15 protein-coding genes, 1 tRNA gene and 1 pseudogene are annotated in these 11881 nt (G+C 45.1%); 9 read left to right on the forward strand and 8 right to left on the reverse strand.

The window, feature by feature from the left end; translation table 11 throughout:
• Nucleotide 1 precedes the first annotated feature (1 nt).
• Both AOC07_RS06275 and AOC07_RS06280 read left to right on the forward strand, forming a co-directional pair.
• Nucleotides 2–550, forward strand: a complete 549-nt coding sequence (locus AOC07_RS06275; RefSeq protein ID WP_215357149.1) for a YaeQ family protein — start codon at nt 2–4, stop codon at nt 548–550.
• Between the two features lie 14 nt (nt 551–564).
• Nucleotides 565–981: a putative toxin-antitoxin system toxin component, PIN family gene (locus AOC07_RS06280; RefSeq protein WP_215357150.1), complete on the forward strand. Its 417-nt coding sequence runs from the start codon at nt 565–567 to the stop codon at nt 979–981.
• Here AOC07_RS06280 and AOC07_RS06285 read toward each other — a convergent pair.
• Nucleotides 976–1974: an LLM class flavin-dependent oxidoreductase gene (locus tag AOC07_RS06285; RefSeq protein WP_215357152.1), complete on the reverse strand. Its 999-nt coding sequence runs from the start codon at nt 1972–1974 to the stop codon at nt 976–978. The two genes, AOC07_RS06280 and AOC07_RS06285, sit on opposite strands and share 6 nt — an antisense overlap.
• Before the next feature lie 33 nt (nt 1975–2007).
• On the opposite strand from AOC07_RS06285, the gene AOC07_RS06290 reads away from it, so the two are divergent.
• The 3 genes from AOC07_RS06290 to AOC07_RS06300 all read left to right on the forward strand — a co-directional run bounded on the left by AOC07_RS06290 (nt 2008) and on the right by AOC07_RS06300 (nt 2862).
• Nucleotides 2008–2229 carry a hypothetical protein gene (locus AOC07_RS06290; RefSeq protein WP_215292356.1) on the forward strand — a complete coding sequence of 74 codons (222 nt, stop codon included), beginning with the start codon at nt 2008–2010 and terminating at the stop codon, nt 2227–2229.
• 13 nt (nt 2230–2242) lie between these two features.
• Nucleotides 2243–2443: a SlyX family protein gene (locus AOC07_RS06295; RefSeq protein ID WP_215357153.1), complete on the forward strand. Its 201-nt coding sequence runs from the start codon at nt 2243–2245 to the stop codon at nt 2441–2443.
• Between the two features lie 68 nt (nt 2444–2511).
• Nucleotides 2512–2862, forward strand: coding sequence for a phage holin family protein (locus tag AOC07_RS06300; protein ID WP_251371743.1), 351 nt, complete (start codon nt 2512–2514; stop codon nt 2860–2862).
• A gap of 10 nt (nt 2863–2872) precedes the next feature.
• Here the strand turns inward: AOC07_RS06300 and AOC07_RS06305 are convergent, their stop codons facing one another.
• Nucleotides 2873–4681 (reverse strand): AsmA family protein, encoded by a 1809-nt coding sequence (locus AOC07_RS06305; RefSeq protein WP_215357155.1) that lies wholly within the window; start codon nt 4679–4681, stop codon nt 2873–2875.
• Nucleotides 4682–4698: 17 nt separating this feature from the next.
• On the opposite strand from AOC07_RS06305, the pseudogene AOC07_RS09405 reads away from it, so the two are divergent.
• A pseudogene (locus AOC07_RS09405) lies at nt 4699–4827 on the forward strand (PhnA domain-containing protein); the annotation flags it as partial.
• A 28-nt stretch (nt 4828–4855) separates the two neighbouring features.
• Here the strand turns inward: AOC07_RS09405 and AOC07_RS09410 are convergent.
• A complete protein-coding gene (locus AOC07_RS09410; RefSeq protein ID WP_215292362.1) occupies nt 4856–5071 on the reverse strand; it encodes a YdcH family protein in 216 nt (71 codons plus the stop codon).
• A gap of 215 nt (nt 5072–5286) precedes the next feature.
• Here AOC07_RS09410 and AOC07_RS06315 point away from each other — a divergent pair, with 215 nt between their 5' ends.
• A complete protein-coding gene (locus tag AOC07_RS06315) occupies nt 5287–6120 on the forward strand; it encodes a hypothetical protein (RefSeq protein WP_215292364.1) in 834 nt (277 codons plus the stop codon).
• A gap of 19 nt (nt 6121–6139) precedes the next feature.
• Here AOC07_RS06315 and AOC07_RS06320 read toward each other — a convergent pair whose 3' ends face one another.
• Entirely contained in the window at nt 6140–6400 is a 261-nt protein-coding gene (locus AOC07_RS06320; protein ID WP_215292366.1) for a hypothetical protein, read from the reverse strand.
• Between the two features lie 80 nt (nt 6401–6480).
• On the opposite strand from AOC07_RS06320, the gene AOC07_RS06325 reads away from it, so the two are divergent.
• Nucleotides 6481–7233, forward strand: a complete 753-nt coding sequence (locus AOC07_RS06325) for a hypothetical protein (RefSeq protein WP_215357156.1) — start codon at nt 6481–6483, stop codon at nt 7231–7233.
• 89 nt (nt 7234–7322) lie between these two features.
• On the forward strand, nt 7323–7679 hold the full coding sequence (locus AOC07_RS06330) for a hypothetical protein (protein WP_215357157.1): 357 nt from the start codon (nt 7323–7325) through the stop codon (nt 7677–7679).
• 4 nt (nt 7680–7683) lie between these two features.
• Here the strand turns inward: AOC07_RS06330 and AOC07_RS06335 are convergent.
• The 4 genes from AOC07_RS06335 to AOC07_RS06350 all read right to left on the reverse strand — a co-directional run.
• Nucleotides 7684–7773 (reverse strand) — tRNA-Ser (locus AOC07_RS06335).
• 46 nt (nt 7774–7819) lie between these two features.
• The gene (gene serS, locus AOC07_RS06340; protein ID WP_215357158.1) at nt 7820–9142 is read right to left on the reverse strand and encodes a serine--tRNA ligase; all 1323 of its coding nucleotides are present in this window, start codon (nt 9140–9142) and stop codon (nt 7820–7822) included.
• A gap of 27 nt (nt 9143–9169) precedes the next feature.
• Nucleotides 9170–9901, reverse strand: coding sequence for an outer membrane lipoprotein carrier protein LolA (locus tag AOC07_RS06345; RefSeq protein ID WP_251371647.1), 732 nt, complete (start codon nt 9899–9901; stop codon nt 9170–9172).
• Nucleotides 9861–11881, reverse strand: a 2021-nt coding sequence (locus AOC07_RS06350) for a DNA translocase FtsK (protein WP_251371649.1), incomplete at its 5' end; no start/stop codon positions are given. The genes AOC07_RS06350 and AOC07_RS06345, both read right to left, overlap by 41 nt.

Genomic DNA, 11881 nt, shown 5'->3' on the forward strand with positions numbered 1-11881 from the left:
CATGGCTCTACGCGCAACTATCCACAAAGCCGACCTTCACGTCGCAGACTCTGACCGCCACTATTACGGTAGTCACTCCCTCACTATTGCTAAGCACCCTTCCGAAACCGAGGAGCGGATGATGATCAGAATCATCGCCTTTGCTTTGCAAGCAACTGAGGATTTAGCCTTTACCAAGGGCTTAAGCGACACCGATGAGCCCGATCTCTGGATTAAAGACCTGACAGACGCGATCAAGCTTTGGATTGAGATTGGTCAACCGGACGAACGCCGTATCCTCAAAGCCTGCGGTAGATCTGATCAGGTCATTGTGTATTGCTATGGTGGGCACACGAGCAAGATTTGGTGGGATGGTATTGCCAATAAACTCACACGTGCTCGCAATCTCCAAATCATTTCCATTCCGGCTGCACAAGCAAGCGAACTCAATAAATTAGTCGAGCGCAGCATGGTTATTCATATCAACATCCAGGATGGCGAAGTCTACGTTTCTTCTGATCAGGGGCAGGTCACGATCACACCTGAAGTTTGGCGCAGCAATCAAGAGTAAGCCATTATTCTCAGATGAAAGTAGTCGTCTTTGACACCAATGTTCTGTTAGACCTATTTGTCTTCAATGACTTCAGAGCAGTGCATTTAAAGCAAGCGTTGCTTGAGAAACAAATTGATGCACTTGCTAGTCCTAAAACTTTAGAAGAGTTTGCAGATGTTATCTCTCGCCCGCTATTCTCGATAGAGGCAGCAGATCAAGAGAAGATCTTGCTGCAGTGGAAATCGTTAGCCCGAGTGTTGGATGATCAAGGCCTCTTGCCATCTCCTTGGTGCTGCCAAGATCCTGATGATCAAGTCTTTTTAGACTTGGCCTTTACAGCAAAGCCTTGCACTCTGATGAGCAAAGATAATGAAGTATTAAAGTTTGCCGCTCGCGCTGCAAAAGAAAATATCTTCATTTCCGCTGACTACAAGTCTTTAGCCTTATAAAGATTGGGCAGCCTCCGCTGCAATTTCAAACGATCGCAAGCGGGCCTGGTGATCAAAGATCTGCCCAGTAAACAAGATCTCATTTGCACCGGTAGCATCCAACCAATGACGCAGCCCTTTTTTAACGGTCTCTAAAGATCCGACTACTGAGCATTGCAACATCTGGGTGACAGCAGCTTTTTCATGGGGCTCACAGAAGGTGTCTAGATTGTCGATGGGTGGTGGCAGTTGCCCCCGAGTATTGCGACGCATTCGTATAAAGTGTTGCTGCAGGCTGGTAAATAGATGCTGCGCCTCTTCATCTGTGCCAGCGGCCACCACATTCATGACAAATGCCGAGTATGGATCTGCCAATTGGGCTGACGGCTTAAAGAGTTCACGATAGATCTTCATTGCCTCCAATAATTGCTCTGGCGCGAAATGTGAAGCGAAGGCATAAGGCAAGCCAAAATGAGCAGCCAACTGTGCCCCATAAAGACTGGAGCCTAGGATCCAAATCGGTACATTGGTATCGGCCCCTGGAATAGCTCTCACAGCCTGTCCTTCCTGTATTGGACCAAAGTAATGCTGCAACTCACGGATATCTTGTGGAAAGCGATCATCACTACCCATCAGATCACGACGCAATGCTCTAGCTGTCATCTGATCAGTACCGGGGGCTCGGCCTAAGCCCAACTCAATCCGGCCGGGATATAAAGATTCCAATGTTCCAAACTGTTCAGCAATGACCAAAGGGGCATGATTGGGCAGCATGACCCCACCAGAACCAACCTTAATAGAAGCAGTACCTGCAGCTAAGTAGCCAATCAAGACAGCAGTAGCTGAACTCGCATTACCTGTCATATTGTGGTGTTCAGCAACCCAATAACGGGTATAACCCCATTTTTCTGCATGCTGAGCAACATCCAAGGAATTACGTAAAGCATCCCCCGCAGTAAAACCTTGCGGAATAGGAGATATATCTAGAATGGAGTACGGGGTGGAATTTGCCATCACCAGATCATACTGAGAAAGTGCATTATCGACATGACTAAGTCCAAAATGGCAGCCCCTGATGAAGGCTTATTTAAGCCTGGCAGCAAACTCAAGCACAAAAAGAGCGGCGGCTTTTATAAAGTAGTTTTACTGGCAAATATTGAAGCCTCTCTTGCGCCAGCTTACGTTTATGAATCAATGCAATCTCATGATTTTTGGATTAGACCAAAAGCAGAAATGGAAGATGGGCGCTTTGAACTCGTCTCAGAATAAAAAGGCAAATCAAATGACTGATGACCGCATTACTAATCTAGAAATTAAATTAAGCTTTACTGAGGATCTCATCGAAAAATTAAATGAGGCCGTTTACAAACAACAGCAGCAAATTGAATTTCTGTATCGAGAACTGAAAGCCATTAAAGAGCAGGCAAGCAGCTCTAGCGGCGGAGGCGGCAGCCTCAAAGATGAAATCCCTCCGCATTACTAATACGACTGATAAGATGAATCTGCAAGCATCATCCTTCACAAGCCTCTAATCAACATAAAAGGAAGAAAATCATGGGTAACTTAACACCATTTTTAGTTCAGTGGGGCCTCACTTCTTTGTCTCTTTGGGTAGCGAGCTACATTTTTAGCGGCTTACGCTTTGCGGATGGTGGCTCGCTCATCATTGCCGCCCTACTATTAGGATTTGCCAACGCCATCGTTAAGCCTTTACTAATCTTATTCACATTGCCTTTAACGGTAGTAACGATGGGCTTATTTTTATTGGTGATTAATGCTTTGGTCTTGATGCTGGTATCAGCAATTGTTAGTGGCTTTACTATCTCTAGCTTCTGGACAGCCTTCTTTGCCAGCATCTTTATTTCTTTGTTCAGCCTCTTTGTGAGTGGCTTTGTTTTTTAAAGACTAGGCCTCAATTAGACCCAGGATAAATGTCGGCCCAAGAGTGCATTGCCGTTTTACAAGGCTGCCTCTTGGTGCTCATAGATTTAGCATTCTCAGCAGCAAGACTAATTCCACCAGTCAAAAAGCCCAATCCAATCGATACGGCGCTATTCACAAGCCCTTCTTTATTCACCCCAGCTTTAGGATTTTGCAAGGTGCCCTCTAGCTTTACTAGGCTACCCAGGTCAACTCCAGTAGTAAAGCCTGATTTTTGATGGGGATCAATCTTCAAATTAATCACTTCGGTATTCAAATTCACCGTTCCTGATAAAACGATATCCAACTTATCGGTTTCCACCCCAACCGAATCCCTGATGTTGACCATGCCATTACTCACCGGCAAATAAGCCACCGCACACTCCAAGACAGTGTGATTGCTCTGCTTGCGCATGGGATTTAAGGCATCCATGATGGTGATAGCTAAATCGCCGGCAGTGTTTAATAGCTTTGAGTCTAAGCGAGCTTGACCCACAGTGATTTGTACTGCGCCATTAGCATTCCCAATCAGCTGATGCAAACTTTTTCCTCTGCCCGATAAATTTGAGGCAATTTGGGCATCGCCCCCACTCATCTTGGCACTTGAGTCACTGCTAACAATGACCTGCTCCAAGGTAAAGCCTTTGGCAATGGCCTTCATAGACATAATAGGCATGCCGCTGTGAATTTGAGACAGTGAAATTTGCGCTTGGGCCCGCCCTTTGCCTAAGTCAAATTTCAGATCATGAACATCAATCACGTCGCCTTTGAAGGCAATAGTGCCGCTCACGTCCTTTAAGGGCGCTTGATCTGGTACCCCAAGCTGAGCAATATTGAATGCAATCTTTCCATTGGCGTTTGGCAGTAAACCAAATGGCAAAGGGTCGTCACTAAAAAAATATTTATTTTGACTGACTACGGGTTTTGCAAGGGCGGTAGCTTTTTTACCTGAAGACACAAGAGATGCTGCCGCCAAAGGAATGAAGTCAAACGACTTAGAATCCAGTTTGATATCAAATTGAGGTAAGGCCTTCGGGGCCTTATCAATCTTGCCCGTAATATCCAGAGACTTTCCATTCAGGGTCAGCGTCAAATCCAAATTCGTCGTCACAGGATTTTGATTCCAATCAATGATGGCCTGACGGAGTGAACCCGTCTTACCCTTGAGGCCTACTTTGTAATTACCATATTGAAGATCAAGCAAGATGCTAGTCTTATTCCCGTCACCACTGATTGAGAGCTTGGGGATCTCTATTAACCGAACCGGGCTAGCACCATCTTGGTAGGAAATGCGCGCATCCGAAATATGAATAGTCTGGATTGCAATGAAGGTACGGTCACTAGATTCGGTTTTAGGCGGTACGCCGCTGGCAACACCCGGTGAATTTACAGGATCTACTGGAGGCGCTACATGCCAATTGCTTTGTCCAGCTTTATTAAGCTGCAAATGAGCATCCAGTCCAGCAAGATTGATGCTACTAATTTCTACGTTTCCTGAAAATAAGGGGAGTAACTTCACCTCGAGCTCAGCGCGCTTTAAAGATAGCATTTGAGCATCGCTCGCCCACGAAGCATTACTTAAGCTTACCTGCTCAGCCTTAATGCCGATTGACGGAAAGATGCTTAGGCTTACTGGACCCGCAATGTTGAGATCTCGTCCAGTTGACTCTTTGACTGTCGAGCTGAGTAATTGAGTGAATTGCGCTGGATTAATGGATGAGGCAATATACCAAACGCCCAGGCCAGCAATGACAAAGATGGCAGCAAAAACGATTAGGATAATTTTTAAGGCTTTACTCATGGCATATTCATTCTATATTGGGCTCACAGAGACAGCTAGCCCCCACTACATTAAAGGTGGGAACCAAAATCAAAGGAATTCACTTAGTCTCAGAAGATCATGAGGTGGACTGCAAAACAGAAGCAGGCAATATGTTACTCAAAGCCTGTTTCCTTAAAATACTTGGTTGCTCTCTTAGTTGCTTGCTTTTTTTAGCACAGCGTAGATTTGATCCTTTAATAATAACTTCTCTTTTTTCAAGATTTCGATTTCTTCTGGAGTGCTTGGCTCTGCATGGGCTTCCATTCTTTGAATTTTTTGATCCAAATGATTGTGCTTATCAAACAAATGAGAAAAGTGGCGATCAGAGGTTTTTAACTTGGTGATCAATTCGCGATATTCTGGAAACATAGGGCCTCTTTGTATTTGGGTTTTAACGAGCTACCGAGCTTTAGTGTAGCCCTGGCCCAAGAATAGGACAATGGCTATAGCAGTATTTATATCCCATAACCCCCTCTTACAATGAGCGGGATAAACCCCTATCGACTGTAGTAAAACTGCAAGGAACTTGCAGTAATATCTAAAGCACTGAAGCATATTTAAACCAAATGAAGGGTAAAAAAACCATGGCTACAAAGAAATCTCCAGCAAAAAAGAAAGTAGCTACCAAGGTGGTTAAAAAAGCCCCTACAAAGAAGGTAGTCAAAAAAACTGCGCCGAAGAAGGTAGTCAGTAAGAAGGTCGCCAAAAAGGCGGTGAAGAAAGTGGTAACAAAGAAAGCGCCCACTAAGAAGCCAGCAGTTAAAAAGCCAGCCGCTAAGAAGCCGACTAAAAAAGCGCCCAAGAAAGCATCGATTAAATCTGCAAAAGTAGACCAATATGGACTCGAGAAAGATGATGAGTTTTATGGCCTGTACTTTGCTAAATCCACTAACAAAGGTTTGGTAGAGGTAAAGCCTTGCACCTTCTCTCTCATGTATTGGTGGAAAGGCTTGCTTGGCTATCCTGACATGATTGAAATCTCAAAAGGCAGCAACACCGCGATGCTGCAATTTGAGTCTACCTTTGGTGGTGGTGATTCTGGTGAAACAGAGTTAACAGAACAAGATGTTTTGGATATTGATCACATCATTGAAGTGGATGAGCAAGAAATGCTAATCTCACTCTACTCTTATGTACCAATCCCTGTTCCAGAAAATCTCATCGGCGCATTGGGTCTGGCGATCTTGAATATCAACCCAGAAACCCGCTATGGCAGTCTTGAGCTCTGCTCCACTGAAAATGAAGCAGGTAAAACAGAGCACTTTTTACGTTATCGTGCAGCAACTTACTTGCGTGGAATTAAGTCTGGCAAGGTAGAGGCGATTGAAAGCATGGTCACCAATGGTTCCGAGTTCTTCGGTCTTGCCCTAGATGCAATGTGCGTGAATAAGTCGATTAAGAAGTGGTTGCTAAGCTAAGTAGACACCTTAGCAAAGTTCATCTACACAAATAAATGTAAGTCATAGGAAAACGGTCATTGACCGTTTTCCTGCTTTCGACAGCCACTGCATTCTGCTTTCCTAGCTTCTTGCATTCTGCAAGCGCCATCTCTTGAGTCTCAGACTCTTTTGAACCTTTTGGAGCATGAACTCCAATCGCGCCATCCGATTGTTTATAGACTCCGAATTCACTATCGGGAGTTCCGCAAGCTACTAATCCAAGAATTAAAACTAAGGAGAGATAAGAGGTAATTTTCATGAGAATGATAGGCAGATAGAATATGCCCATTCTATTCTAGGATGCTTATAGCTATGCCCTAATGGCTTTATAGTAATGCAATGCCTCGTCGAAATCGTTCCATCAAGATCTTAAAAAAGTCTTTTTTATTGCTGGCCATACTGAGTGCCAAGCTAATGGCCGCTCCGTTTGAAATCAAGGTCCACGATGAACTGATTGCCGAACTACACCAGTCTAGTTATGAAGTTGAGACCAACCTCTATCAGCCCAGTGCAGCACAAGGCATCAGCTCAAATGTATTTCAGACGCGCCTAGAATATGCCTATGGCATTGCTCACAACAATGAAGTTGCCGTCAATGCTTTCCTTAGTAAATACAACGGTATTTCTTATGTGAATGGCGGCAAAGTAGGTCAAATGTATATTCCCACCCATGACGAAGAGGGTATTTGGCATTACGGCATTAAAAATGAAATTGTTTATCTAAAAGATATTGGTGGAGATAATCAGATCTTTTATGAAATGACGCCAATCTTAGCCCTGCAACTGGCTAAGTGGCGTTTTACAGTAAATCCATCCGTTGATTTTGGTTTAAACAAAAGTGGCGGCGCTACTTTTGCACCGAGCGGAAAAATTGCGTATTCAGTTACGCCAAATACCTCGATTGGTAGCGAGTATTACAGCGAAATCAGCAACACAACCAATGCCTTTCCTATTGCACAACGCTTCAATACTGCCTATCTGGTCTTGGACGCCAAGATAGATAAATCGAGCATTAACTTTGGTATTGGCAAGGGGACCAATCTCAATAGCGATAACTGGGTTGTGAAGTTGATTGCTGCCGTTAGCTTTTAAAACTAACTCATTCATAGAATACATAAATACATCTCTTTAAGATGTCTATTTAGATATCTATTCCGCTATATAGCTGATAGAGTCCAAGGATGTTTAGTGAAACTCATGAATTAATGATTGGTGGCATTTTTGCCTTACGGTCTTGGTGCAAAGATAACCTGCCAATAGAAAATTCTCTCATTGCATATGATTTAATTCTTGTTTTAGCCATCAACAACTACGCTAAAAACAATATCTCCATCAAAGAACTTTTTGCGTCAGTACCCCATTCCTATACTGCCGTAAGAGGGCACTATTTAAGATTTGTAAATGATGGCTGGGTTGAGCACTACCTAGATGAGTCAGATAAGCGCATCAAGTATGTTCGACCAACCCCAAAGTTGGTTAAAACTATGAATCAGTATGCTGAAGCAGCTAACAAAATCTTAATGAAAACCATTGACTAGTTTTTGGCGGAGAGGGAGGGATTCGAACCCTCGGTAGGTTTGACCCTACGCCTGATTTCGAGTCAGGTACATTCGACCACTCTGCCACCTCTCCGAACCGAAGTGCAATTATAGCTTTGGGGTATTTGTTTGGTTTTTACTTAAACAGGCTTCAGCACTGTTAAGCCACCCAAATAGGGTTGCAGTGCTTTTGGAATAGCGATACTGCCATCGACCTGCTGCTTATTCTCAATGAGCGCAACTAATGCTCTACCGACAGCAAGACCCGAACCGTTTAAGGTATGAACTAGCTCTGGTTTGCCTTGGCCTGCTTTAAATCTGGCTTGCATGCGTCTTGCTTGAAAGTCCCCCATGCTGGAGCATGAGCTAATTTCCCTGTATGCCCTTTGTGAAGGTACCCACACTTCTAAGTCATAAGTCTTAGTACTACCAAATCCCATATCACCCGTACAGAGCAATACCTTTCTGTATGGCAACTCCAGTAGCTCCAGAATTCTTTCTGCATGGCCAGTTAATTCCTCTAAAGCTTGCATAGAGTCTTCTGGTTTTGTGATCTGCACCAATTCCACCTTGTCGAACTGGTGCTGACGAATCATGCCGCGCACATCACGACCATAACTACCCGCTTCGGAGCGGAAGCATGGCGTATGCGCAACAAATTTCAATGGGAGCTTGTCAGCATTCACAATCTCGTCTCTGACCAAATTAGTCACAGGAACTTCTGCGGTTGGTATAAGGTAGAAGTTTTCTATTTTTGCTTCACCCGCATTTATGCCCTTCGCATCTTCGCCACCCATCTGGCGAGGAACCTTAAAGAGGTCTTCTTCAAACTTCGGTAACTGGCCAGTGCCGCGCATGGAAGCTGCATTGACCATATAGGGCGCATAGACTTCTTGATAATCATGAGTTGTTGCATGGGTATCAATCATGAATTGCGCTAAGGCACGATGCAATCTCGCAATCGGCCCTTTGAGTACCACAAAACGTGAACCACTAATCTTGGCTGCTACTTCAAAATCTAAGCCCAATGGTCCACCAAGATCCACGTGATCTTTAATTTCAAAGTCAAAAAACGGCTCTTCACCCCAGCGCTTGATTTCTGTATTCTCAGTCTCGTCTTTACCCGTTGGCACAGACTCATCCGGAAGATTGGGGATGCCCATTAAGAAATCAGAAATCTCCACCTGAAGAATGGCTAGTCTTGCCGCGCCAGATTCCATATCCACATTAATCTGACTAGCCTCTGACATCTCCGCAGAAGCATCCTCGCCCTTACCTTTTTTCATGCCAATGGCTTTTGCCAATTGATTGCGCTTAGCTTGCAATTCTTCTGTGCGGGTTTGTAAAGATTTACGCTCAGACTCTAAGGTGTTGAATTTCTCGACGTCAAGCTGAAATTTACGAGTAGCCAAGCGTGCTTGAACTGCAGCGATATCTTTGCGGAGTAATTGCGGATCAATCATATATTGCTCTGGTTAGGTATTTAGACTCTAGTTTAAGCGTAAGACTTCAGCGCCGGCGGGTGGCGTGAAAGTAAAGCGATTTGCGGGCAGATTGACGTTCAGCTTGATCTTGTCCAGGGTAACTAAAACCACACTTCCAAGACCGTCTATCAGCTCCAGGGCTTTGGGGAGGCCATTAAGCATTCCTACCGAGATCTTTGTGTAGGGAAGATCATTGCCGCTGTTTGCATTTGGATTTTTCTTGGGAGATAAGGTTACCCACTTCATGCCTAAGCGCTCGTCACCCTCCACTAAATCAAAGTGCTGATCTAATGAGGTTTGACCGAATAAAATAGCCGCCGGTGTAGCAGCCAATGCTTGTCCTGCAGGACGAATAGTGGCTTGATTTAAATCCTTATCCCACAAAATGAGTTGCTTACCGTCGGCAATCAGTTTTTGCTCGTATGGTGTTTGTGTGTCCCAAATAAATCGTCCTGGACGCTCAAATACAAAGTGACCTTGTGTCTGGCGAACTACTTTTAAGCCTTTGTCTTGTGACTCGCCTGCCTTAGGAGCGCGCAGTTGCTGTTGCAAGAAGTCACCTTCGGCTGTTTTGGAGTTCCGCACAAACTGACGTAATTGATCAGCGCCACTTTCGCTTTGAGAAATGGCCGCATTCGAAAACAAAATGGCTGCTGTAACGATTGCTGCTGATAGGAATCTTTGCAAAATGACTGCCTTATTCCGAAGGGCGATGCAAGATTTCGCGATTGCCGCCATTGCCCATCTTGGATACGAGTCCTGCTTTTTCCATATCCTCTAGCAAGCGGGCTGCGCGGTTGTAACCAATGCGCAAATGACGTTGCACTAAAGAAATAGATGGGCGCTTGTTTTCAAGAACGATGGCGACCGCTTGATCATAAAGTGGGTCTGCTTCACCGCCACCCTCACCAGTCAAGGCGTCAACATTGGATTCATCAGCGCCTTCGAGCACACCATCAATGTAATTGGCTTCGCCCTTCTCTTTAAGCCACTCCACCACGCGATGTACCTCATCGTCCGATACAAATGCGCCATGCACACGCACCGGTAAGCCAGTACCTGGCGCCATATACAGCATGTCACCCATACCCAGAAGCGCTTCTGCGCCTTGCTGATCCAAAATTGTGCGGCTGTCGATTTTGCTACTAACCTGGAATGAGATGCGGGTTGGTACGTTCGCTTTAATCAAACCAGTAATCACATCCACACTTGGACGCTGTGTTGCAAGTACGAGGTGAATACCGGCAGCACGCGCTTTCTGTGCAATACGCGCAATCAACTCTTCGATTTTCTTACCAGAAACCATCATCAAGTCAGCCAACTCATCGATGATCACAACAATCACTGGCGCCTTGTAAATTGGCTCAGGATCATCCGGAGTTAAGCTAAATGGATTGGTGAGCTTCTCGCCTTTTTCTTCTGCCTCTAAAATTTTCTTATTAAAGCCTGCTAAGTTACGCACACCAAACTTACTCATGAGTTTGTAGCGGCGCTCCATTTCATTTACTGCCCAATTGAGAGCGTTGTAAGCCTGCTTCATATCCGTCACTACTGGACATAAGAGGTGTGGAATCTTGTCATAGATTGCCATCTCTAGCATCTTTGGATCAATCATGATCAGACGCACCTCATCAGGCTTAGCCTTAAAAAGCAATGACAAAATCATGGCATTAATACCAACTGACTTACCAGCACCAGTAGTACCAGCAACCAAACAATGTGGCATCTTTGCCAAGTCTGCAACCATTGGGCTACCAGAGATATCTTTACCTAAAGCTAAGGTCAGTAATGAATGGTTGTCGTTGTATACCTGTGAAGTCAGAATCTCAGACAAATATACCGATTGACGAGTTGGATTTGGTAATTCCAAAGCCATACAAGTCTTACCTGGAATGGTCTCGACAACCCGCATACTCACAACGCCGAGTGAACGTGCAAGGTCACGTGAAAGATTGACAATCTGACTACCCTTTACACCAATCGCTGGATCGATCTCATAACGAGTCACTACTGGGCCAGGATATGCGGCAATCACAGTTACCTGAACATTAAATTCGGCTAACTTGCGCTCTATTAAACGGGAGGTAAATTCCAGGACATCAGCAGAAATTGTTTCTTTTGCTGCTGGTACAGGATCGAGCAACGCTAATGGCGGCAACTCTGAATCCGGAATATCCACAAACAGTGGCTGTTGTTTCTCACGTTCAACACGAGCGCTCTTTGCTATCTCAATAGGTGCACGCACAATTTGTACGGGCGCGGCAACATCCACACGACCGCGGAACTCCTCCACAAACTCTTCACGCTCTTCAGCAGCAGCCTCACCCAACTTGCGGTCTTCTTGACTATCGCGCCGCTCACGAATGCGGTGATAGGACACCTCGAAAAAGCGCCCCACCTTCTCAGCAATATCGAGCCAAGAAAAATGCAGAAATAAGGATAAACCGGCACATAATCCAAATAAGAGCACCAAGGTCGCCCCAGTAAAACCAAGAGACATTTGTAGCGGATCGCCAATCAACTCACCCAAGATGCCTCCAGGGGGCCGTGGAAGCTGCCAGGACAGGGAATGCATTCGAATGGACTCAAGACCCATACTGCAAGACAAGGTCAGTCCAAAGCCCAACCAACGCACTAATAGAGATTCTGGTTTGGCGTTTGGGTCTACAGGAAGCGGAACACTCCACAGCTCTCGCCAGCCATTAAGCACCCTGCGAC

The organism is Polynucleobacter sp. UB-Raua-W9 (assembly GCF_018687435.1).
Classification (GTDB): domain Bacteria; phylum Pseudomonadota; class Gammaproteobacteria; order Burkholderiales; family Burkholderiaceae; genus Polynucleobacter.